The organism is Vibrio sp. J383 (genome assembly GCF_023503985.1).
In the GTDB taxonomy this organism is placed as follows: domain Bacteria; phylum Pseudomonadota; class Gammaproteobacteria; order Enterobacterales; family Vibrionaceae; genus Vibrio; species Vibrio splendidus.
In genome coordinates this window covers 567394-589418 of the sequence record NZ_CP097293.1, presented here as the reverse complement: position 1 = coordinate 589418, position 22025 = coordinate 567394, and the positions used below count along the sequence as shown (strand labels likewise).

23 protein-coding genes are annotated in these 22025 nt (G+C 43.8%); 6 read left to right on the top strand and 17 right to left on the bottom strand.

Features of this window, described 5'->3' with window-relative positions; genetic code table 11:
- Positions 1–89: 89 nt before the first annotated feature.
- The 7 genes from M4S28_RS02785 to dusA all read right to left on the bottom strand — a co-directional run bounded on the left by M4S28_RS02785 (position 90) and on the right by dusA (position 7302).
- Complete coding sequence (locus tag M4S28_RS02785; RefSeq protein WP_017073463.1) at positions 90–866, bottom strand: phosphoadenylyl-sulfate reductase; 777 nt, start codon at positions 864–866, stop codon at positions 90–92.
- Positions 859–2586: an assimilatory sulfite reductase (NADPH) hemoprotein subunit gene (cysI, locus tag M4S28_RS02780; protein WP_249632273.1), complete on the bottom strand. Its 1728-nt coding sequence runs from the start codon at positions 2584–2586 to the stop codon at positions 859–861. The genes M4S28_RS02785 and cysI overlap by 8 nt, the downstream gene beginning before the upstream one ends.
- Positions 2586–4451, bottom strand: a complete 1866-nt coding sequence (locus tag M4S28_RS02775; RefSeq protein ID WP_249632272.1) for an assimilatory sulfite reductase (NADPH) flavoprotein subunit — start codon at positions 4449–4451, stop codon at positions 2586–2588. Before M4S28_RS02775 ends, cysI begins: the two co-directional genes overlap by 1 nt.
- A 123-nt stretch (positions 4452–4574) precedes the next feature.
- The gene (locus M4S28_RS02770; RefSeq protein ID WP_004735813.1) at positions 4575–4805 is read right to left on the bottom strand and encodes a hypothetical protein; all 231 of its coding nucleotides are present in this window, start codon (positions 4803–4805) and stop codon (positions 4575–4577) included.
- 192 nt (positions 4806–4997) lie between these two features.
- Positions 4998–5666 (bottom strand): TIGR04219 family outer membrane beta-barrel protein, encoded by a 669-nt coding sequence (locus tag M4S28_RS02765; RefSeq protein ID WP_102441716.1) that lies wholly within the window; start codon positions 5664–5666, stop codon positions 4998–5000.
- 135 nt (positions 5667–5801) lie between these two features.
- Positions 5802–6023 (bottom strand): envelope stress response protein PspG, encoded by a 222-nt coding sequence (pspG, locus tag M4S28_RS02760; protein ID WP_010434219.1) that lies wholly within the window; start codon positions 6021–6023, stop codon positions 5802–5804.
- A gap of 277 nt (positions 6024–6300) precedes the next feature.
- The gene (gene dusA / locus M4S28_RS02755) at positions 6301–7302 is read right to left on the bottom strand and encodes a tRNA dihydrouridine(20/20a) synthase DusA (RefSeq protein ID WP_017080832.1); all 1002 of its coding nucleotides are present in this window, start codon (positions 7300–7302) and stop codon (positions 6301–6303) included.
- 166 nt (positions 7303–7468) lie between these two features.
- Here dusA and M4S28_RS02750 point away from each other — a divergent pair, with 166 nt between their 5' ends.
- The gene (locus M4S28_RS02750; protein ID WP_249632271.1) at positions 7469–7777 is read left to right on the top strand and encodes a tyrosine-type recombinase/integrase; all 309 of its coding nucleotides are present in this window, start codon (positions 7469–7471) and stop codon (positions 7775–7777) included.
- Between the two features lie 55 nt (positions 7778–7832).
- Here the strand turns inward: M4S28_RS02750 and M4S28_RS02745 are convergent, their stop codons facing one another.
- Entirely contained in the window at positions 7833–8522 is a 690-nt protein-coding gene (locus M4S28_RS02745) for a hypothetical protein (protein WP_249632270.1), read from the bottom strand.
- Positions 8523–9038: 516 nt separating this feature from the next.
- Entirely contained in the window at positions 9039–9218 is a 180-nt protein-coding gene (locus M4S28_RS02740) for a hypothetical protein (RefSeq protein WP_249632269.1), read from the bottom strand.
- Between the two features lie 247 nt (positions 9219–9465).
- Between M4S28_RS02740 and zur the strand changes: the two genes are divergently transcribed.
- The 3 genes from zur to M4S28_RS02725 all read left to right on the top strand — a co-directional run bounded on the left by zur (position 9466) and on the right by M4S28_RS02725 (position 11908).
- On the top strand, positions 9466–9924 hold the full coding sequence (gene zur, locus M4S28_RS02735; RefSeq protein ID WP_017078243.1) for a zinc uptake transcriptional repressor Zur: 459 nt from the start codon (positions 9466–9468) through the stop codon (positions 9922–9924).
- 17 nt (positions 9925–9941) lie between these two features.
- Positions 9942–10403, top strand: a complete 462-nt coding sequence (locus M4S28_RS02730; RefSeq protein ID WP_004735847.1) for a chemotaxis protein CheX — start codon at positions 9942–9944, stop codon at positions 10401–10403.
- 182 nt (positions 10404–10585) lie between these two features.
- Entirely contained in the window at positions 10586–11908 is a 1323-nt protein-coding gene (locus M4S28_RS02725) for an IS4-like element ISVbsp1 family transposase (RefSeq protein WP_249632268.1), read from the top strand.
- A 70-nt stretch (positions 11909–11978) separates the two neighbouring features.
- On the opposite strand, the gene pgi is transcribed toward M4S28_RS02725, so the two are convergent.
- On the bottom strand, positions 11979–13631 hold the full coding sequence (pgi, locus tag M4S28_RS02720) for a glucose-6-phosphate isomerase (RefSeq protein ID WP_004735848.1): 1653 nt from the start codon (positions 13629–13631) through the stop codon (positions 11979–11981).
- A 327-nt stretch (positions 13632–13958) separates the two neighbouring features.
- Here pgi and M4S28_RS02715 point away from each other — a divergent pair, with 327 nt between their 5' ends.
- Complete coding sequence (locus tag M4S28_RS02715) at positions 13959–14378, top strand: secondary thiamine-phosphate synthase enzyme YjbQ (RefSeq protein WP_076645754.1); 420 nt, start codon at positions 13959–13961, stop codon at positions 14376–14378.
- 117 nt (positions 14379–14495) lie between these two features.
- On the opposite strand, the gene M4S28_RS02710 is transcribed toward M4S28_RS02715, so the two are convergent.
- The 3 genes from M4S28_RS02710 to M4S28_RS02700 are packed head-to-tail and all read right to left on the bottom strand — an operon-like array spanning position 14496 to position 18208.
- The gene (locus M4S28_RS02710; RefSeq protein WP_054542942.1) at positions 14496–15701 is read right to left on the bottom strand and encodes a BamA/TamA family outer membrane protein; all 1206 of its coding nucleotides are present in this window, start codon (positions 15699–15701) and stop codon (positions 14496–14498) included.
- A 23-nt stretch (positions 15702–15724) separates the two neighbouring features.
- The gene (alr, locus tag M4S28_RS02705; protein ID WP_249632267.1) at positions 15725–16810 is read right to left on the bottom strand and encodes an alanine racemase; all 1086 of its coding nucleotides are present in this window, start codon (positions 16808–16810) and stop codon (positions 15725–15727) included.
- Between the two features lie 6 nt (positions 16811–16816).
- Entirely contained in the window at positions 16817–18208 is a 1392-nt protein-coding gene (locus M4S28_RS02700) for a replicative DNA helicase (protein WP_171309440.1), read from the bottom strand.
- A 176-nt stretch (positions 18209–18384) separates the two neighbouring features.
- On the opposite strand from M4S28_RS02700, the gene M4S28_RS02695 reads away from it, so the two are divergent.
- On the top strand, positions 18385–19284 hold the full coding sequence (locus M4S28_RS02695; protein ID WP_145566096.1) for a DUF481 domain-containing protein: 900 nt from the start codon (positions 18385–18387) through the stop codon (positions 19282–19284).
- Between the two features lie 308 nt (positions 19285–19592).
- On the opposite strand, the gene rplI is transcribed toward M4S28_RS02695, so the two are convergent.
- The 4 genes from rplI to rlmB all read right to left on the bottom strand — a co-directional run bounded on the left by rplI (position 19593) and on the right by rlmB (position 21890).
- The gene (rplI, locus tag M4S28_RS02690; protein WP_004735854.1) at positions 19593–20045 is read right to left on the bottom strand and encodes a 50S ribosomal protein L9; all 453 of its coding nucleotides are present in this window, start codon (positions 20043–20045) and stop codon (positions 19593–19595) included.
- 38 nt (positions 20046–20083) lie between these two features.
- Complete coding sequence (gene rpsR, locus M4S28_RS02685) at positions 20084–20311, bottom strand: 30S ribosomal protein S18 (RefSeq protein ID WP_000090472.1); 228 nt, start codon at positions 20309–20311, stop codon at positions 20084–20086.
- Positions 20312–20443: 132 nt separating this feature from the next.
- Positions 20444–20857 (bottom strand): 30S ribosomal protein S6, encoded by a 414-nt coding sequence (gene rpsF / locus M4S28_RS02680; RefSeq protein WP_004735855.1) that lies wholly within the window; start codon positions 20855–20857, stop codon positions 20444–20446.
- A 292-nt stretch (positions 20858–21149) separates the two neighbouring features.
- Positions 21150–21890, bottom strand: a complete 741-nt coding sequence (gene rlmB / locus M4S28_RS02675) for a 23S rRNA (guanosine(2251)-2'-O)-methyltransferase RlmB (protein ID WP_004735856.1) — start codon at positions 21888–21890, stop codon at positions 21150–21152.
- Positions 21891–22025 lie beyond the last annotated feature (135 nt).

Sequence of the window (22025 nt, the reverse complement as noted above, 5' to 3'; positions counted from 1 at the left end):
ATAACCACAGACTTATCCACAATTGCTCTAATTTTCATCCTAGAAACTAAAAAAGCTGCCTTGAGGCAGCTTTTTAAATGGCAATGAGTCTAAATCCCAGAGCCATATTGCTCTCCATCGTCTTCATGGAGACCACATTCTCGTTTTAGACCATTAAAACGGGTTTCTTCTTCAGTCATACCCGGTTCCCATTTCTTAGTCGTATGAGTATCTCCAACAGAAAGGTACCCCTGTTCGCGAAGTGGGTGGTAACTGAGACCATGCTCTTCTAAGTAATAATGAACATCTTTATTTGTCCAATCAATTACTGGCAAGAACTTAAACACACCATTTTGGATAGATAAGATAGGCAAGTTTGCACGCGATTGAGATTGCTCTCTTCTCAACCCAGAAAACCAAGTGCCAGCCTCGAGTTCATCCAGCGCTCTTCTCATCGGTTCAACTTTATTAAGCTTGTTGTACTTCTCTATCCCTTCTATACCTTGCTCCCAAAGTTTGCCATATTGCGCTTCTTGCCAATTAGGGCTCTGCTGAGAACGAAAAACTTGAAGGTTTAGAGTCAACTTCTGACTTAACTCATCGATAAATTGATACGTTTCCGGGAATAGATACCCAGTGTCCGTAAGAATAACCGGAATATCTGGTTTTGCTTGAGTCACTAAGTGCAGCATCAACGCCGCTTGGATTCCGAAACTAGAAGACACAACATGTGTCCCTTCTAAATGTTCGAGTGCCCACTTAACTCTTTCTAATGCGGTTAGCTGCTCTAACTCAGCATTGATTTGTCCAAGACGAAGTATTTGCTCCGTCTTAGTCAATGCGAGTAGCTCTGCTAACTTCAGTTTTGAAGCGACAGAATTATGCATGCAGATCCCTCTTTGAAATGATCACCTCTTCGATGATGCCAGCTCGGATTGTAAAATCACCGAACCCTTCATTGTCGTTACGTTCCGTAGCCCAACGTCCCACCAGCGAATCAATCTCTTCTAAGATCTGAGCTGAAGTGATGTTCTCTTTATACATCTTCGGGATACGAGTTCCGGCTTTGTTGCCACCTAAGTGCATGTTGTAACGCCCCGGAGCCTTACCGACTAACCCCAGTTCAGCCAACATTGCACGACCACAACCGTTTGGACAACCCGTGATACGAAGGATGATGTTATCTTCTTCTGGTAATCCATGTTTCTTCAGAATGTCTTCAACATCCGTTACAAACTCAGGAAGAAAACGCTCAGCTTCTGCCATTGCTAAAGGACATGTTGGGAATGCCACACAAGCCATTGAGTTTTTACGCTGCTCGGAAACGGCATCATCCATCAGACCGTATTGACGTGCCAGCTTTTCAATTTTTGTCTTTTGGCTCTTAGGTACACCAGCAACAATGAGGTTTTGGTTCGCTGTCATACGGAAGTCACCTTTGTGGATCTTCGCTATTTCAGCAACACCTGTTTTCAGAGCTTTACCCGGGAAATCAAGTAAACGACCATTTTCGATGAATAACGCTAAGTGGTGCTTACCATCAATGCCTTCCGCCCAACCGATACGATCGCCACGGCCAGTAAACTCATAAGGACGGCTTTCAGAAAACTCAACGCCTGCACGTTTTTCTACTTCTGCTTTGAATACATCAATACCAACACGGTCTAGTGTGTATTTGGTTTTGGCGTTCTTACGGTTCGAACGGTTACCCCAATCACGCTGAGTCGTTACCACCGCCGCTGCTACATCTAACGTTTTCTCTAACGGCACAAAACCAAAGTCGTCAGCTTTACGTGCATAAGTAGAAGTATCGCCGTGCGTCATTGCAAGACCACCGCCCACTAATACGTTAAAGCCCACCAGCTTTCCGTCTTTAGCAATCGCGATAAAGTTAAGATCGTTAGCATGAACATCTACGTCATTTTGTGGAGGAATTACAACCGTCGTCTTGAACTTACGTGGTAAGTAGTTGCTACCTAAGATAGGTTCTTCGTCCGTTGTTGCTAGCTTTTCACCATCTAACCAGATTTCTGCATAAGCACGAGTCTTAGGTAATAGATGTTCACTGATCTTTTTCGCCCACTCGTAGGCTTCTTGATGGAGCTCAGACTCAACCGGGTTTGTGGTACACAAAACATTGCGGTTTACGTCACCCGCAGTTGCAATGGAATCAATACCAATACTGTTTAGTGTTTGGTGCATTAACTTAATGTTCGGCTTCAACACACCGTGAAACTGGAAAGTTTGACGAGTTGTGAGACGGATAGAACCATAAGAGGTACTTTCATCTGCGAATTTATCAATCGCGAGCCACTGCTTCGGAGTGATGATCCCGCCAGGCATACGCGCACGCAGCATGACATTATGTAAAGGTTCTAGCTTTTGCTTGGTACGTTCGTTACGAATATCACGGTCGTCTTGTTGATACATACCGTGAAAGCGGATCAACTGAAAGTTATCAGCAGTAAAGCCACCCGTAATTCTATCTTGGAGATCTTGTTCAATCGTACCGCGAAGATTTTTACTTTCACGCTTAAGACGTTCATTGTCAGCCAAAGGTCCCAGTACTTGACCTAGCACTTCTTGCTCTATTACTTGCTTGCTCATTAGTACACATCCCTTTGGTAACGTTTCGCTTTACGTAAATCATTAATATATTGTTCAGCTTGCTCGCGGCTCTGATTGCCATGTTTTTCTGCAATTGTAACTAACGCTTCATGAACATCTTTCGCCATTCGAGTCGCATCGCCACATACATAGAGGTACGCGCCCTCTTGAAGCCATTGCCAAACCCGAGCTGCTTGTTCGATTAAGCGATCTTGAACATAAACCTTTTCTTTTTGATCTCGACTAAAGGCAACATCAAGCTTGGTTAGCGCACCAGACTTAAGGTACTTCTGCCATTCAACTTGATATAAGAAATCTTGAGTGAAAGTTCGGTCACCAAAGAACAGCCAGCTTTTGCCTTCAGCATCATTGTTTTCACGCTCTTGAACAAAACTGCGGAACGGTGCGATACCAGTACCAGGGCCAACCATGATGATTGGTGTATTGTCGTCTTGTGGTAGTTTGAAGTTATTGTTGTTCTCAACAAACACCTTCACTTCACCACCTTCCTCAAGACGTTGAGCTAAGAAGCTAGAAGCTCCGCCTAAACGAGACTCTTCGCCTTTTTGATATTCAACCAAACCAACCGTCAAGTGAACTTCTTCATCCACTTCAGCTTGGCTTGATGCAATAGAATAGAGGCGCGGTGTCAGCTTACGCAGTAGACCAATCAATTCATCAGCCGATAGCTTAGTTTTCTTCTCAGCTAAAACATCGACAACTTGAGTATTACCCGCGTATTCACGAAGCTTGTCTTTATCTTCCACCAGCTTGATTAACTTCTTGCTGCCCGAAAGCTCAGCAAACTTAGTCACAAGTTGAGGGTTTGAAGATGTAATCTCGAATTTACTGACGAGTGCGCTGTGGACAGATAAGTTGTCACCATCGACATCAACACTTTCGATACCAGATAACCCAACCTTAGAAAGGATCTGATTTGCGAGTTCTGAACTGTTTTCAAACCATACGCCTAGCGCATCACCCGGTTGGTAAGTTATACCCGACTCATCAAGATCAATCTCGATATGACGAACATCTTTGCCCGAATCACGGCCGGTGATCTTTTGGCTCGTCAATAGTGTCGCGGTGTATGGATTTTGTTTAGTGTATTGCGAATGACCGGCAGCCGCTTGACCTACTGGTAATTGAACCACATCGGCTTCAGTACCTGTCGATAGCGTCTCTTTTACTTGCTCTAATGCTTTAGCGCGCCATTCCGTTGCTGATTCTTCGTAATCAACATCACAATCAAGACGGTCGACAAACGATTTAGCACCAAGCTTAGCGAGGAAGTTATCGAAGTCTTTAGCCGTTTGGCAGAAGAACTCATAGCTTGAGTCACCTAAACCAATCACACCGTATTGTAGGTTTGATAATTTTGGCGCTTTCTTCGATTGTAGGAATTCATGCAACTCAATAGCGTTATCAGGGGCTTCGCCCTCGCCATTGGTTGAAGCCACAAAAATGACGTGTGTCTCTTTGGCTAGGTTCTTACCTTTATAATCACTTGCATCGAAAAGCTCGACAGCAATACCCAAGGCTTTAGCTTCTGCCTCAAGCGATTCAGCAACGCCTTTAGCATTACCTGTTTGAGATGCGAAGATAATGCTGAGCTTACCCGCAGGTTTAGCCGCTACTGCAGCAGCCGCTTGAGCGATTGGCGCAGCTGCACCGACAGGCTGAGCTTGGCTCACTCCCCAAAGGTAACCACTGACCCATGCCAGTTGTTGTGAAGATAACTCAGAAACAGTGTGTTGCAGATGACCCAATTGTTGGTCATTAAGTGGTGCTGCTAGCCCAGGTAGCTCATTAGCCCCAGACTGTGCATTATTATTTTGTGAAGACTCTTTCTTATTTAAAGACATGGTCACGACATCCCTAATCATTGCGTGACGATAGATTAACCACTCCTTTTAATAACAAGAAAGAATAGAAAAGTATGTTTTATAACTTTTTGGAAGTAAAAACCGATTGAAACGCAAATTGACTTACTGGTTTTCAATACGCACTTGCTGAAAGCCAACCGCCATTGCCGACTTAGATGCTAGGTCTAAATCCGCGTAATGGCACTCTTCACCATGAACATCAGTAAGCAGAACAAAGCCACCTCCCATATGGCGAAACTCCACAACCCAAGACCCTTCTTGAATTGAGGGCTCTATGATCGCTTCAACTAACAGATTTTCTCTATATAAATTTCGTAATTCATTGAGTGTCATATTCCATCCCTTGCTTTGACCTCACAACATAGACCTTATAAGAATAGACGCTAATTAGCTCTCTGTATAAAGGATGGTCGAAAGTGATGAATGTGCTAACTAATTCCAGAAGGATATAACCAATAGATATAAAAAAACGCCACTTAATAAAGTGGCGTTCTCAAAATTCGTTCTAAATTTGCTTTATATGGCCTAGAAGCGCACTTCAGCGCCAGCAAACCAGCCATCAACCATGACAAACTCTTTGCCAACCTCTGAAGAGAAGAACTCTTCCGAATCAAGGTCGATCACGCGGTAACCACCACGCAGTGCTATCTCAGTTTCTGCTACAGGAATTCGGTACTGAACACCCGCCATCAAATCCGTGCTCTTAATACCACTGCTATCACCGAACTCCATCGTACCAATGATATCGAAATTGGTGTCAGGAACGTTGATCTCTGCGTTGCCGTAGAAGCTCCAAGTGAATTCATCAAAGCTTGTTTGAGCGCCACCCGTTTTTGGCTCGATGTAATTCGAGTTGGAATACTGAGTAAACGTCACACCCGCATCGAAGTTCATCAGCTTGTGATCTAACAACGTGTAGTAGAAGGTGTAATCGTACTTATCGAAGGCCAATGAGTCCGCATCGACAGAAGTATAGCGAAAACTAGCGTTTGGTAGCATTGGGGCATTATGCTCAAATGCGAAATACAACGAAGGAGAGTTAGAGTCATCATCTTGTCTAACTTCGTTTAGCTTTGTACTTCCCCACCACATATCGGCACCGACTTTAGCCGTGTAAGAAAACTCTTCTTCAGCAGATACTGCCGAGCTTAAAGATAGCATTCCCACTAAAGCAATTAATGGCATTTTATTCATTTGAGATAGCTCCAATTCCATATCGTTGTGCTAATTGTATGCACATTCATAGATTATTGGGGAAAATTCTATCACACATCTTAAATTCTCAAACGATAAACCGCTGACGATCAAAGATTTGACGACACCATGACCTTAGTAACGTCTTTGGTTAGAACTGTGTACAAAGTTTTTGAAAAACCAGATACCCAATGCAATCACAATTAACCAAGGCAGCAACTTAAACACAACCCCCATCATACCCAAGACCAACATGACGGCTAACGCGATTCCGGTTGCAGCCAATACCGTCATAAACGTGATACCAGTGACAAGCAGAGTTGCGACGAAAATAAGAACAAAGATTAATTCAAACATAATGGTTTCCCTAATGAGTTAATGACCTATCTTTCCTACTTTCTAACATTGCAGCTTCCATACCAAGTTAGTAAAAACAATAAAACCCTTAGTTATCAAGCAAATAAAAAGCCACACATCTAAATGCGTGGCTTTTAAAGAAACTATCAATGGTAAATTTAGCCTCTAGTGGCGAATTTAGCCTTAGGTTTTTAAGCTCAAGTTTTTAAGCTTGGGTTTTTAACCTTAAGTTTCTAACCTTGGGCTTTTAAGCTCGAACTTTTAACCTCGAGGGAGGTTATACGTTTAGCTCTTTAGGGATTTTAGCCAATGCTGTCTGCATCACTTCGATACCTGCACCTTTCTTATGTGCGTTTTCACTGATGTAACGACGCCATTGTCTTGCACCCGGCATACTTTGGAACAAACCAAGCATATGACGAGAGATGTGTCCTAAGCTTGCACCATTTGAAAGCTCACGCTCAATGTACGGGTACATTTCTTCAACCACTTGTGAGCGCTTCTTAATTGGCGTGTCTAAACCAAAGATCTGCTGATCGACTTCAGCCAAGATAAACGGGCTATGGTAAGCCTCACGACCGATCATCACTCCATCAAGGTGTTGCAAGTGCTCTTTAGTTTGCTCAAGAGTAGTCACGCCACCATTCACGGCAATCACAAGATCAGAGAAATCTTTCTTGATTTGGTATGCACGATCGTAATCTAGCGGTGGGATCTCACGGTTTTCTTTAGGGCTAAGACCACTCAACCACGCTTTACGCGCGTGAATAGTAAATTGCTCACAGCCGCCTTTTTCAGAAACCGTCGAAACAAACTTAGTTAAGAACTCATAAGAGTCTTGGTCGTCGATACCAATACGCGTTTTCACGGTAATTGGAATATCAGTAACCTCTTTCATCGCCGACACACAATCTGCCACCAGCTCAGGCTCAGCCATCAGGCAAGCACCAAAGCGACCATTCTGAACTCGGTCGGAAGGGCAACCGACATTAAGGTTGATTTCATCATAGCCACGCTCACCAGCAAGCTTGGCACACGCCGCCAAATCAACTGGGTTTGAACCACCGAGTTGAAGTGCAAGAGGATGTTCTTGCTCGTTATATTCTAGAAAGTCGCCCTTACCATGTAAGATCGCACCCGTTGTTATCATTTCCGTGTACAGAAGCGTCTGCTGAGAAAGCAAACGGTGAAAGTAACGACAGTGGCGGTCAGTCCAATCGAGCATTGGAGCGACGGATAAGCGGTTAGCCGCGTATTTACTGGTATTGTCAGGTTTCATAAAGCGTTACTCAAAATCTATACACTGCATATATATACAGAAACTCGCTAGTTCTGCCGCAAGCTCACCCACTCAGTACGCCTATAGTACGTATTGATGAAGCGAAACGAAGGCATCATTTAGCATTAAAAAAAAAACACTTCAAAGCGGTGAATCACGCTTCACAGTGGACATTGTAGTCAAAAATAATTGGGCGATTATACACAGGGAATCGAAAACATTCAGGAACAAAGACGAACTTATTTTCCCGTACAACTCACGAAGTGTTAATGCAGGCTTTCAGCGAGTACGAAACGAATTAGGTATTGAGGATTTGAGGTATCACGACTTACGAAGAGAGGGAGCTAGCGGGTTATTTGAAAAGGGCTACTCAATCGAAGAGGTCGCCCAAGTTACAGGTCATAGGAACTTAAACATTCTATGGCAGGTTTATACACAATTGTTTCCGCATAAACTGCATAATAAGGCTCTGTAGCGAGCCTTTTACTTTTACTAATATTTCCCCCAAGTAACCAACCTACGATGTCTGCCTACACAACTCTCATTTTGTTAAGGTTCGCGTAAAAGCTAATACCTTCACCAGTGATACGGTACTTGCCTGCTTGGTCAGTCTTCTGAACCAATTTATGAAGTAATAGTTGAACCATTGCCGAATCAAATACATCGCTTTTTAATCCAAAATCGCTCTTATGCCTGTCTTCTAGATACAATCCTTCGAGAATTCTTTTGTATCGATTCTGTGTGTATCCATCCGCTTCGAAATAGAAACTCACATCATGATTATGATCTTCATCTTTATTAGGTTCAGCATCTTTGTCTTCAATAATTGACTCGGAAATTTCATCGGGGTTGAGTACTAGTACATTGTCATCATTTTCGAGTTCTTCTACTTTTTTCTCCAAACTCCGAATGGTATTGAAGAGCTCTTGTTGAGAATCATCTGCACCATCTCTTTCACTTATTTTGTCTTTCAATGCTTTATCAACCTGCCCTTGAAGCTCTTCAACTTCCATACGATGTTTTACGATAAGCTCTCGGTTTTCCAACCTCAGCTGCTCATTCATCAGCATGATTTTTTCTTTATCGTCAGCATCGATCAGTTCAGACTTTTGAAGCGTTTTCTTTTTGTTGTTTAAATCTATTTGCTTGTTATAACTGTACTCAAACACCTTATGAGAAAACCAAGGAAAAACATAAATATAGAAAACAGTTGTCAGCACTGGTAGTACGTATAGACAGACCCAGTAGTTTGTAAGCCACGAAAAACCATCAGCCAAAAAGTACGGTTGAGAGTAAAAATAATCTATCTCCCAGACTTTCTCCGCATAGTTAGTATTCGAAAAAAACAACATTAGTATTTTAAAATTCCACAGAGCTAAGGACACTGCTAATGAACCAAGTAATGGACTTGCAGTCCTGTCATATAGGTAAGCTTTTATAGAAGTGTAAATGTCTGAAACCAATGTTCAATCCAACCATGAGCAATTAATAGAATAACCAATCAAAACAATACAGATAATCAGCAGATTAATGAATCAAAAGATTTGCATTCATTGCTATGAATCAAAAAAGCCCTCTCAATGAGGGCTTTTGCTTTCCAACCGAGTCAAACGCTCATCCATCTTTTCCATCATTAAGCGCAACCACTTCACATCTGTTTTCAGTGTAATGCCTACCCCCACACCACTAGACAAGGCACTAACAACGGCAACTATTATTGTTTGATACTCTGCCATTTACTTAAACTCATTGCGTAGGGTTTCCCATAGGCCAAATACTATTGGAGCACTTGCGCCAATAATGCCACCGAATTGAACACAGTCTGCCGATACGCTTGCGGTGATAAGCTCAGGGTGACCAGCTACCAAAGCAGCTCCCGCGCCAAGTAACGCTAAACCCTTTTTAGTGGATGACAAGCTAATGTCGATTGAGAGCTTTTTATTAAAAGCACCTTATTGCACATTTTTTTATAAACATATTCACCAGATCTCTAATTCAGCCTCATTAATCAGTTATGCCTTGAGTCACACTGTCATTTTGAGTTACCTTGTCTTATTCAAAGTCGTGGGTCACAATACGCTCTGTACCTGACTTTAATAGAAATCATTGGCTCCCAAAACGTAGTAACCTAGAAATAGGGTTTGAATAGGGATGTCCGATTGAATGGTGAAAAATTTGGACCACACATTAATAGAGCAAGTTGAAGGGATATGCGCATCTCGAGGCGTTAGATTAACACCTCAGAGAAAGCGAGTGTTTGAGCTCATTTTCTCTAATAAAAAAGCCTCTAGCGCTTATGAATTATTAGAGCAGTTGAAAGTCAGTGAACCGCAAGCCAAGCCTCCTACAGTTTATCGTGCTTTGGATTTCTTGTTGGAACAAGGTTTCATTCACCGAGTTGAATCAACCAATAGCTTCATATGTTGCTGTTCTTGCAATGCAAACAAACATTTCTCCCAACTACTGATCTGCGATAAATGTGGCACTGTGATAGAATTGCAAGACGATGCGCTTGTCACTCTACTCGCTAGTAACGCTGAGAAGCATGGCTTTCAATTGACCAATCATGTCATTGAATCGCATGGCATTTGCCAATCTTGCTCCTCCGAAATGAAAGAATAAGATTATAGAAGAACATTATGCGCGCTGAATTTGTAAACCCGTTTTTAGCTTCTTTGATGAATGTACTAAAAACGATGGCTTCTCTTGAATTGAAGCCACAAAAACCAAGAGTTAAGAAAGATGAGATCGCTCGTGGTGATGTATCCGGCCTAATTGGTATGGTTGGCACACAATCTCGTGGCTCAATGTCGATCACTTTTGATGAAGGTCTTGCCCTAGAAATCATGGAAAACATGTTGGGTGAACGACCAAATGGCTTGAACGAAGAAGTGACCGATATGGTGGGTGAAATCACTAATATGGTGACTGGTGGTGCAAAACGTATTCTTGCAGAAAGCGGCTTTGATTTCGACATGGCAACGCCAATCGTCGTATCAGGTAAAGGCCACACCATTCGTCATAAGTGTGAAGGTGCTATTATCATCATGCCTTTCACATCTCAGTGGGGTAACGCCTTCATCGAGATCTGTTTCGAATAGAGACAACCGCAGTAAATAAAAAATGAAAGGCTGACGTACATACGTCAGCCTTTTTTATTGCCGTAAAATCAACGGACATAAAAAACGCCAACCGAAAGGTTTAATGCCGATCGTTTAAGAAGACTTGAACGATCTTGCAGTTAGCCGATAATCCCCATCAACAACGTTGATGGGGATTTTTTATGCTTGAACAAGAATTAGCAATGGCACACGAGACCATTGAAGATGCCGACAATTATGAATCTGTCGTCGACGCCATTCAGATTGAGTGGATAGAACAAGCTCTTCTTGAAACCAATAAAGCGAGCATAAGACGACGCCGACTTCCCGCTCAGCAAGCTGTCTGGTTAGTTATTTGGATGGGGCTGCAACGCAACATGTCTATCAAAGAGGTATGCAGTTCATTAGACATTGCGCTTCAGCCTAAACCTGAAGATAGCTGGTCTCGTGTTGCACCTAGTGTCCTAACTGATTCACGCCGACGTCTAGATGAGAGTCCATTAGCGGCTCTGTTTCACACAACGGTAAAGGCTTGGAACGGAGATATCCTTCAACAAGATAAAGACTTAGAGCTTAATGTTCTTGCTGTGGATGGAACAACATTTAGGTGCCAAGATTCCCCAGAGAACGCTGAAGAATTTGGGTTCATCTCTAAAAAATTGAAACCTTACCCTCAACTTCGTTTAGTCGCTTTGATGTCAACAGAAACTCGAATGATTATGGGGGCGGCTTTTGATGGCTGTCATGTCGGTGAAACGACCTTAGCTAAGCGTCTATTCAATGATATCCCCGCACATTCATTGACCTTATTTGATCGTTGTTATTTCTCGGCAGACCTCTTGTTGTCGTGGCAAGAGAGTGCGGAAAATGCTCACTGGTTAATGCCTGCAAAACGTAAGCTACGCTATGAAGTGTTGGAGAAATATGCGGAGAACGACATGCTCATCTCAATGCCCATCTCTCCTCAAGCTCAACGGCAGAATCCGAATTTACCCGCACGTTGGGAAGCCAGGTTAGTCCTATATCAAGAGCCAAAAGGTGAGATAAAAGGTTTTATTACTTCACTTACAGACCCTAGTAGATACTCGCTAGAAAGCCTGCTGCGTATTTATTGGCAACGCTGGGAGATAGAAGAAGGTTATGGTGAAATTAAACAGACTCAACTGCAAAGTCACGTCACTTTACGAAGTCGTTTTTCTGCCGGTGTGAAGCAAGAGCTTTGGGGCGTATTACTTGCCTATAACTTAGTGCGATTAGAGATGGTTAAGATAGCTTCAGAAGCCGGGGTTCGAGCGACTAGGGTCAGTTTTACAGCCGCAATTAACCTTATTGATGCGCAATTACGTTGGTTAGCTTTAAGTCCAAACGGAACTCTACCTGTAAAACTGAAAAGGATGAGAGACAGTTTGAGTCACTTCATTCTTCCAGATAAAAGAAAGGACCGAACGTTTCCACGTTCAGTCCTCTTTGTCCCAGCTAAATATCCGTTCAGGTTCAAGCAATAATGCTTATCCGAACGGCATTAAACCGAAAGGTTGGCGTTTACAGTTATTACTTGGTGTTACTTAAACAGTCTTAAGCTTTCAGCGCTTTAAATGCGTTGATTAGACCGTTAGTTGAGCTGTCGTGAGAGGTTACTTGAGCATCGTCAGCTAGCTCAGGAAGAATTTGGTTTGCTAGTTGCTTACCAAGTTCTACACCCCACTGGTCGAAGCTGAAGATGTTCCAGATAACGCCTTGAACGAAGATCTTGTGCTCGTACATCGCGATTAGGTTACCTAAAGAGCGAGGGTTGATTTGCTTAACAAGAATAGAGTTCGTTGGACGGTTACCTTCAAATACTTTGAAAGGTACAAGTTCAGCCACTTCTTCAGCTGTTTTGCCAGCCGCTAGGAATTCAGCTTCCACTGTCTCTTTTGTCTTACCGAATGCTAGTGCTTCAGTTTGAGCAAAGAAGTTAGACATTAGCTTCTGGTGGTGATCAGATGCTGGGTTGTGGCTGATAGCAGGAGCAATAAAGTCTGATGGGATCAGCTTAGTGCCTTGGTGAATCAGTTGGTAGAAAGCGTGTTGGCCGTTAGTACCCGGCTCACCCCAGATGATAGGACCTGTTTGGTATTCTACTGGGTTGCCTTCACGGTCAACAAACTTACCGTTTGATTCCATGTTACCTTGCTGGAAGTAAGCAGCAAAACGGTGCATGTACTGATCGTAAGGTAGAATCGCTTCTGACTCAGCGCCATGGAAGTTGTTGTACCAAACACCAATAAGAGCAAGAATCACTGGAATGTTGCTTTCAAACTCAGTTGAAGCAAAGTGGTTATCCATCTCGTGTGCGCCATCTAGTAGCTCAGCGAAGTTATCGAAGCCGATAGAAAGAGAGATAGAAAGGCCGATTGCAGACCATAGTGAGTAACGACCACCAACCCAGTCCCAGAATTCGAACATGTTGTCAGTATCAATACCAAACTCAGCAACTGAAGTTGCGTTAGTTGATAGCGCTGCGAAGTGCTTAGCTACGTGTGCGTCATCACCTGCTTCAGCTAGGAACCAATCACGAGCAGAGTGTGCATTCGTCATTGTTTCTTGAGTCGTAAATGTCTTAGATGCTACTAGGAACAACGTTGTTTCTGGGTTAAGAGGCTTAAGTGTCTCAACAATGTGAGTGCCATCTACGTTAGAAACAAAGTGCATGTTCAGGCGAGTTTTGTATGGCGTAAGTGCTTCAGTCACCATGTATGGACCAAGGTCCGAACCGCCGATACCGATGTTAACTACATCAGTGATCTCTTTACCTGTGTAACCTTTCCACTCACCAGAAACGATGCGGTGCGTGAACAGTTCCATTTTTGCTAGTACTGCGTTCACTGCTGGCATTACGTCTTTGCCATCAACCATTACTGGGTTGTCGCTACGGTTACGTAGAGCAGTGTGAAGTACTGAACGACCTTCAGTCTTGTTGATTGCATCACCACCGAACATTGCTTCGATTGCAGACTTAACTTCAGTCTCGTTCGCAAGAGCAAATAGGTGCTGCATCGTTTCAGCATCGATAAGGTTCTTAGAGTAATCCACTAAGATGTCAGAACCGAAACGAGTAGAAAAGCTCTCGAAACGCTTTGCATCTTGAGCAAACAGCTCTTTCATATCCATATCTTGAGCAGACTCAAAATGTGCAGTTAGAGCTTTCCACGCTTGTGTTTGCGTTGGGTTGATATTTTTCAACATGGTATCTATCCCGATGTTACTGTAGGTTTTATTCTAAACGTCACCTGGGTGATGAATAGAACCCCCGATTAGGCGAAAGTTTATATTTTTCTGTGATGACCAAACCGCGTCACCACTGAAAGATTCTTTGTAATTTTTTTTTCACGACGTATTATGCCGCATATGAAGAGCTGTACCTTGAGATAAATCAGGATTCGATTTCCTGATACAAGAATCGGTACAGACTCTAGCTCTAACATAATTAAATGTGAGCGATACCTGATAAATTCAAGTTCAAAAGATAGCGTTAAACCACTTTTTTTCCAAATACATTATAAAGGATGGCGTATGTGGATTCAGAAGACTATACACCTAAATGCACGAAAGCGTGGATTTCATCTCATTACTGATGAAATTGAACAACAGATACACGATATCAATTCTCTATCTGTTGGTTTATTACATCTTTTTATCCAACATACCTCTGCCAGCCTCACGCTAAACGAGAACGCAGATCCTACCGTCCGTACCGATATGGAATCACACTTTAATAAGTTTGTACCTGAGCGAGCACCCTACTACAGACACACCTATGAAGGCGATGATGACATGCCAGCCCACATTAAAGCATCGACACTTGGCACCAGTGTGACAATACCCATCACTAATGGTCGTTTAGCTTTAGGAACATGGCAGGGCATTTACTTAGGAGAGCACCGCGATTGTGGTGGAAGCCGTACGGTTATTGCGACCATTCAAGGTGAATAACCTTAAGTAACCAGCTATAAAACATTATTAAAAACATGATGATAAAAAACAAAAAAGGGTGACACAGTTATGTATCACCCTTTAAAAACATGAGATATTCGAGTTAGTAAAACCAGATTAGAAAGGCTGGTTTATCATGACCCTAAAGGTCCCTTCATCACCACCTCGAGCTAACTCAGCACGAACAACAATACCCTCTACTTGGAAACGAACCGCGCCGCCTAGGCTCCATTTCATATCCGAGTGCAGTGTTTTTATATCGTACTCATCCGCAACGCGCCCGACTTCGGCAAACGCCACCCATTGCCACCAAGGCAAATCGTAGTAGTTAATCAGTGGGATATCACCCAAAGGTTGCCAGTCAGGAATCACTCGGTACTCAGCAGAGTAATGAACCGCAGAACGTCCGTGGTAGCGACCTCCGGTATAGCCTCGTAAGCGATATAAACCACCCAATCGAGCTTGTTCCGTTTCCGGTGGACGAGCACAATCTTGCCCTGAGCAGTTATCCCAGGTTGGTGTATCAGCAGTATAGAAATCGAGTGCCACGACTTGTTGGTCGAACAGGTCACCTAAAGGGCCTAATGCGAAGTACTGACTGTTTTGGAATGTCCACTTCAACCATAAATCATCGTTAGACCAGCTTTCTGCGCCAGTCGTGAATTCAAGGTTAGTATGAGAGCCCGTGGTTGGGTTACGTGTGCTATCACGGTTATCCCAATCCAATGCCAGACTAAAGCCTGTCGCCTCTTCAGTATTATTTAAACCTTCTAGCTCACGAGCCGTATAAAAAGGCGTGAAGATAATCGAACTGACACCCGACTCGACGGGCGAAGCAAAGCTCACATCTTTGATTGGCTGAAAAGCCCCTAACAAGCCATGTTCTGCAACATTGCCCCAAGGTAGCAAATACTTAAATTCAAACTGATAGTTTTGCTCTAAGCCATCGGCAATGGTTTTATCATCAATAGATGAATCGTTATCGCCTTGAGAGCCAATGTAATAAGGATTGTCGTTGAAGCGCGCTTGGTACATCTGAGTACTGAATAAAACATTCTCAGACAAAGCGTAGTTAAAGGCAGATAGAAAACCGACGTAACTGTCTTTGTCTGAATAGAGTGCCATACCAAACAGAGCGGCTTGAGGTTGCCAAACACCCTTTGCGACACCCGCAACCCCAAAGGTATTGCCCAAAGTTTCAGTACTAAAATAGAAAGGGACAAAGGCTGAATCTTTTTCTTCGCTCAAGGCAGAAGAAGAAAAGCTGACACTGGCTAACGCCAAGACTGACGTTAACCAATGTCGAGTAGTTCGCTTGAACATCATTTAGTTTACAAAATCCATAGCTACTTCACATACTCCATCGCAACACGTGAAGTCAGCTTAGTGACTAACTCGTACGCGATAGTGCCGATATGATCTGCTACTTCTTCTGAAGGTAAGTCTTTACCCCACAGAGTCGCTTCATCGCCCACTTGATCTGCAGCATCAGGGCCAAGGTCGACCGTTAGCATGTCCATTGACACACGTCCTGCGATCGGTACTTTTCGTCCATTAACGAACACTGGAGTGCCGTTAGGAGCCATGCGTGGATAACCATCACCGTAACCAATCGCGATCACGCCAACCTTGGTATCACGTTCACTGGTCCAGTTAGCGCCATAGCCAACGCTTTCACCCGCTTTAACATCACGAACCGCAATCAGATGTGAGGTCAGAGTCATCACTGGCTTAAAGCCAAGCTCTTGCGCTGATTTATCAGCAAAAGGCGAAACACCGTAAGAGATGATTCCCGGACGAACCCAATCAAGGTGGCTGTTAGGCCAAGCCAATAGACCCGCAGAGGCAGCAAGTGAACGCTCACCTTCACAACCGTCAGTGAGAGATAAGAAAAGCTCAGTCTGTTCAACGGTGGTCGCTCTATCAAGTTCATCAGCACAACCGAAGTGGCTCATGTAACGTAGAGGTTTGGCAACATTCGCACATTGATGCAAACGCTCAACAAAGTTTTGGTATTGCTCAGGGCGAACACCTAATCGGTGCATGCCACTGTCGACTTTAAGCCATACCACAACGGGTGTTTCCAAATCTGCATTCTCAAGCGCGCTTAATTGCTCTTCACAATGCACCACGGTTTGAATGTTATTGGTCACCAAGATTGGCAAATCGCCCGAAGAGTAAAACCCTTCCAGCAACAAAATAGGTTTAACAATGCCACCAGCACGCAGTTGTAAGGCTTCTTCAATACGCGCCACACCAAAAGCATCTGAGTTCTTAGAGTGCTTGGCGATATGCAGTAAGCCGTGCCCGTAGCCATTCGCTTTCACAACCGACATAACTTTACACTGTGGAGCCTTCGACTTTATCTGGTTCAAGTTATGTTCGAGCGCGTTTAAGTCAATGCTTGCCGTCGCTGCTTTCATGTAAGTCATTAGCGATTACTCATCATCAAATGCAGGGCCTGCATAGTTATCAAATCGGGAGTGTTGGCCTTGGAACGTAAGACGAACCGAACCGATCGGACCGTTACGTTGCTTACCAAGGATGATCTCTGCGATGCCTTTCAATGAACTGTCTGGGTTATAAACCTCATCACGATAGATGAACATGATCAAATCGGCATCTTGCTCGATCGAACCTGATTCACGCAAATCCGAGTTTACTGGGCGCTTATCAGCACGTTGCTCTAGGGAACGGTTAAGCTGAGAAAGTGCCACAACCGGAACGTTGAGCTCTTTTGCTAGCGCTTTTAGGGAACGCGAAATTTCGGCGATCTCTAACGTACGGTTTTCAGACAATGACGGTACACGCATTAATTGAAGGTAATCTATCATGATCATAGAGATACCATCATGTTCACGAGCGATACGTCGAGCACGCGAACGCACCTCTGTTGGTGTTAAGCCCGAGCTATCATCGATATACATATTCTTCTTATCCATAAGAATACCCATACTCGACGAAATACGCGCCCAATCTTCATCGTCTAATTGACCGGTACGAATCTTGGTTTGGTCGACACGAGAAAGTGACGCTAACATACGCATCATCAGCTGTTCAGCTGGCATCTCTAGAGAGAAGATTAACACTGGCTTATCTTGCTTCATCGCCGCGTTTTCACACAAGTTCATCGCAAAGGTGGTTTTACCCATCGATGGACGCGCAGCAACAATGATTAAGTCAGAACCCTGTAGGCCAGCTGTCTTCTTGTTGAGGTCGTTAAAGCCAGTATCGACACCTGTCACACCATCTTGTGGCGATTTATATAAGATTTCGATACGTTCTAGCGTCTTCTCGAGAATGCTATCAACGTTTTGTGGGCCTTCGTTTTCACTTGCTCGGCCTTCTGCAATCGCGAAGACTTTACTTTCAGCAAGATCAACCAGCTCTTCCGATGTACGACCTTGAGGGTCATAACCAGAATCGGCGATCTCATTCGCCACACCGATCAAGCTACGAACCAGTGCTCGCTGTGCCACGATATCTGCATACGCATTAATGTTAGCGGCACTGGGTGTGTTTTTGGCTAAGTCAGCAAGGTAAGCAAAGCCACCTACGTCTTCTAGCTGCTCACGAAGCTCTAAATGTTCAGAGAGTGTAATCAGGTCCAGAGGAGAACTTTCTTCAAGGATATCCTTTACCGCTTCAAAGATCAGACGGTGAGGACGGCTATAAAAGTCTTTGGCCACAACCTTTTCAGCAACTGTATCCCAGCGTTCGTTATCCAATAACAAACCGCCAATAACAGATTGCTCAGCTTCTAATGAATGTGGTGGGACTTTGATGGCGTCCACCTGATCGTTGGCTGATTTCTGACTTTTGGTATCCACTATGACTACACTCAATAACTAATAATGATCGTTCATTATACCCAAGAACACTCATTTGTAATCCGTTCCTAAGCGTTTGTTTTATTCTTCAGGAAGAATTTACCTATTGCTGACGGAATTAACCAAGGGTAGCATTACGATCCTGCCATTCACTCACTGTATAACTAGAGGTATGCGTGTCCAAATTATTGGCTCTGAGCACTGGTCTTCTAAGCTCTGGTCTTCTAAGCACCAGCCTTCTGAGCTCTCCGTTGGCCTTAGCTGATGATGATGCTAAAGCCTCTGTCGATGCAATCCTCGACTCTATAGTAGTTTCAGAACCTACTGTTGAGCCGATCGTCGTTGCACCGATACCTGAAAAAGATATGGATATCGCACCAAGTGATACGAGTGACACAGAACTGCCGAACCCACTCAAGACGGAAGTCGAATTTGGGTATCAGTCGCATACTGGTAATTCTGATTCACGATCGCTAAATGCCCGCCTAAACGGTGAGTATACGGCTGGCCGTCATAGAACCAGTGGCGAATGGAAATACTACAACCTCTACAAAGACGGTGAAGAAGATAAAAGGCAATCGACTTACTCGGCTCAGAGTGACTACAAGTTAAGCCCTAAAACCTACCTTTACGGCAGCTTCAAAGGTGTCGATTCACGATACAGTGCTTACTTTAAAGACTACACAATCTCTAGTGGTTTGGGTTATCAGTTCTCGAACACTGAAGAGTTTGTGTTGGAAGTCGAGGTCGGACCGGGTTTTCGTTACCAAGAACCTAATCTCGATGAATTGGACGACGATGACATCATCTTCCCAGAGATTGTTGAAGAGGCGATTTTCCGTGGCAATGTGAATACATCATGGCAGGTGTTGAAGAATTTGCAGCTCAAGGCTGATGTGACGTTAGTGTCTGGCCACAGTAACCTGAAATTTGATACTGAATTAGAAGCGATCAACGATATTACTGACAATATCGCACTGAAGATTGCTCACTCTCGTCAATACCACGATAAAGTGCCTCACGGATTAAGCAAAGAAGACTCTGTGCTGTCGATTAACCTGCTCTTTCAGTTCTAATCTCAAGAGCAGCTCTAGTTTCAAGAACTATTCTAATCTCAAGAGTAGTTCTAGTCTCAAGAGTAGTTCTAGTCTCAAGAACTATTCTAATCTCAAGAGCAGTTCTAGTCTCAAGAGCAGTTCTAATCTTAAGGCCACTTCTAACCTTGAGAACAGACTGTTCAGCAATAACAGCTTTTGGATCACTGTAAGCTTTTTACTTACCATAACCCCTTCGCTATGTTTTCCTATATTTCAGACATAAAAAAACACCAGCCGAAGCTGGTGTTTAAAACTTTCAAAAGAAAGAATTCGTCTTGGTACTGAAATTACTCAGCTGCAACGATAGCGATTTTCGCAGTAGCAAAAACTTCAGAGTGAAGTTGGATGCTTACTTCGAATTCGCCGATGTTACGTAGAGCGCCTTCAGGTAGGCGTACTTCGCTCTTAACTACTGCAACACCAGCTGCTGTAATAGCATCTGCGATGTCACGAGTACCGATAGAACCGAATAGTTTGCCTTCGTCACCAGCTTTAGAAGCGATTGTAACGCCTTCTAGAGTGTTAACTGTCTCTGCGCGAGCTTCTGCAGCAGCTAGTTGCTCAGCAACTTTAGCTTCTAGTTCAGCACGGCGAGTTTCGAACATAGCAACGTTGTCTTTAGTTGCCATAACTACTTTACCCTGTGGGATAAGGAAGTTACGAGCGTAACCAGATTTAACGTTTACTTGGTCGCCAAGGCCACCTAGGTTACCGATTTTATCAAGTAGAATAACTTGCATTATCTTAGTCCTCTTAAACTATTGTTAACTATTACCGATTACTGATGCTTGTCAGTGTACGGTAGTAGAGCTAGGTAACGAGAACGCTTGATAGCGCGAGCTAGCTGACGTTGGTATTTAGCACTTGTACCAGTGATACGGCTAGGTACAATTTTACCAGCTTCAGTGATGTAGTTTTTTAGAGTTGCTACGTCTTTGTAGTCAATCTCTTGTACGCCTTCTGCAGTAAAACGGCAGAATTTACGACGACGGAAGAAACGAGCCATGGGCTATCTCCTGATCTAAATTTAATAATGCGGTATTAACACAGGCTTATAAATAAGCGTAAGCAAATGCTTGTAGTGAAAATACCTAAACGAGTTGAATAAAATTTAATGACCTAAAAGGCCAAAAAAGAATTACTCAGCAGCAGCTTCTGGCTTAGCTTCTTCTTCACGACGTGGTGCACGTTCTTCACGGTCATCACGACGAGGAGCACGCTCTGCACGCTCTTCTTTTTGCTTAAGCATGATAGATTGCTCAGTCACAGCGCCTTTAGTGCGCATGATCATGTTACGTAGAACTGCATCGTTAAAACGGAAAGCAGTTTCTAGCTCGTCCATCACTTCTTGGCCAGCTTCAACGTTCATAAGAACGTAGTGAGCTTTGTGAAGTTTGTTGATTGGGTAAGCCATTTGACGGCGGCCCCAGTCTTCTAGACGGTGGATAGTACCACCAGCTTCAGTGATTGAACCAGTGTAACGCTCGATCATGCCAGCAACTTGCTCGCTTTGATCAGGGTGAACCATGAATACGATTTCATAATGACGCATTTGGTTGCTCCTTACGGATTATTAGCTTCCACGAAAGGCTCGGTCGTCCAAGGGAAGCAAGGAACTAAAGAAAAATGACCGAGTTTTAAGGACGGCAAATATTATAGAAAGAACTCGGTATTGGCAAGCGGTATTTGGCTAATAATGAAACAGTTTTCCTTTCGCCATCTAGCCATCTGACAAACCAAACGATTCCGTCATAACAGCCTAAAAAGAAACGCCCACCAGCAAGTGGTGAGCGTTAATAAATTCATAGACTTAGAGTCGTTTTGCCTTTTAACTCAGCTTAACGCTATTGAGCTAGGCGCTGACGTACCGCTTCGAACAAGCAGATGCCCGATGCTACCGAAACGTTTAGGCTCGACACGCTGCCTGACATTGGAATCTTAATTAGGTCATCACAGGTTTCGCGCGTTAAACGACGCATACCGTCACCTTCTGCGCCCATCACAACAGCAAGAGGACCCGTTAGCTTCGCTTGATAGATATCATGCGTCGCTTCACCTGCGGTACCCACGAACCATACACCCTGCTCTTGCAGTGCACGCATTGTACGAGCTAGGTTGGTTACGCGTACTAGAGGAACGGTTTCAGCTGCGCCACAAGCAACCTTACTTACGGTTGCCGTTAGCGGCGAAGAGCGATCTTTAGGTACGATAACAGCCGCCACACCCGCAGCATCCGCGTTACGTAGACAAGCACCTAGATTATGAGGGTCTGTTACGCCATCTAGAACCAACAGCAGAGGCTGTTCGTGCTGCGCTAGGATATCGTCTAGGTGAGTTTCATTAAGCTGCTTAGCAGGCTTCACCTTAGCAATAAGACCTTGGTGATTTGCACCCTGTGCTTTTTCATCAAGCGGCTTACGGCCCATTTGTTGAATCGACACACCAAATTGCTGCAGTTGATTCAGTAATGGAAGAAGACGATCGTCTTGACGACCTTTAAGCACGTACGCTTCAATAAAGCGCGCTGGATCTTTTTCTAGTACGGCTTTCACCGCGTGAATACCGTAAATAAATTCGTTACTCATTGTCTCTGGTTACTCTTATTGCTCAGAGATGAATGACATCAAACCCGATGCACCCACCCCTGTGTTGTTTATTTCGAGAGTATGCGTCTTGCGCCTGATACTCTCGCATTAAAATCTTTTCGCGTTAAAGTCATG

Excerpts from the sequence above, each read along its gene's own strand:
- M4S28_RS02725 (WP_249632268.1), top strand. The coding sequence starts at position 10,586 with ATGCTTGAACAAGAATTAGCAATGGCACACGAGACCATTGAAGATGCC.
- M4S28_RS02715 (WP_076645754.1), top strand. The coding sequence starts at position 13,959 with ATGTGGATTCAGAAGACTATACACCTAAATGCACGAAAGCGTGGATTT.
- cysI (WP_249632273.1), bottom strand. The coding sequence starts at position 2,586 with ATGAGCAAGCAAGTAATAGAGCAAGAAGTGCTAGGTCAAGTACTGGGA.
- rlmB (WP_004735856.1), bottom strand. The coding sequence starts at position 21,890 with ATGAGTAACGAATTTATTTACGGTATTCACGCGGTGAAAGCCGTACTA.
- rpsF (WP_004735855.1), bottom strand. The coding sequence starts at position 20,857 with ATGCGTCATTATGAAATCGTATTCATGGTTCACCCTGATCAAAGCGAG.
- pspG (WP_010434219.1), bottom strand. The coding sequence starts at position 6,023 with ATGTTTGAATTAATCTTTGTTCTTATTTTCGTCGCAACTCTGCTTGTC.
- rplI (WP_004735854.1), bottom strand. The coding sequence starts at position 20,045 with ATGCAAGTTATTCTACTTGATAAAATCGGTAACCTAGGTGGCCTTGGC.
- M4S28_RS02765 (WP_102441716.1), bottom strand. The coding sequence starts at position 5,666 with ATGAATAAAATGCCATTAATTGCTTTAGTGGGAATGCTATCTTTAAGC.
- M4S28_RS02775 (WP_249632272.1), bottom strand. The coding sequence starts at position 4,451 with ATGTCTTTAAATAAGAAAGAGTCTTCACAAAATAATAATGCACAGTCT.
- zur (WP_017078243.1), top strand. The coding sequence starts at position 9,466 with ATGGTGAAAAATTTGGACCACACATTAATAGAGCAAGTTGAAGGGATA.
- M4S28_RS02785 (WP_017073463.1), bottom strand. The coding sequence starts at position 866 with ATGCATAATTCTGTCGCTTCAAAACTGAAGTTAGCAGAGCTACTCGCA.
- dusA (WP_017080832.1), bottom strand. The coding sequence starts at position 7,302 with ATGAAACCTGACAATACCAGTAAATACGCGGCTAACCGCTTATCCGTC.
- M4S28_RS02770 (WP_004735813.1), bottom strand. The coding sequence starts at position 4,805 with ATGACACTCAATGAATTACGAAATTTATATAGAGAAAATCTGTTAGTT.
- alr (WP_249632267.1), bottom strand. The coding sequence starts at position 16,810 with ATGACTTACATGAAAGCAGCGACGGCAAGCATTGACTTAAACGCGCTC.
- M4S28_RS02730 (WP_004735847.1), top strand. The coding sequence starts at position 9,942 with ATGCGCGCTGAATTTGTAAACCCGTTTTTAGCTTCTTTGATGAATGTA.
- M4S28_RS02710 (WP_054542942.1), bottom strand. The coding sequence starts at position 15,701 with ATGTTCAAGCGAACTACTCGACATTGGTTAACGTCAGTCTTGGCGTTA.
- pgi (WP_004735848.1), bottom strand. The coding sequence starts at position 13,631 with ATGTTGAAAAATATCAACCCAACGCAAACACAAGCGTGGAAAGCTCTA.
- rpsR (WP_000090472.1), bottom strand. The coding sequence starts at position 20,311 with ATGGCTCGTTTCTTCCGTCGTCGTAAATTCTGCCGTTTTACTGCAGAA.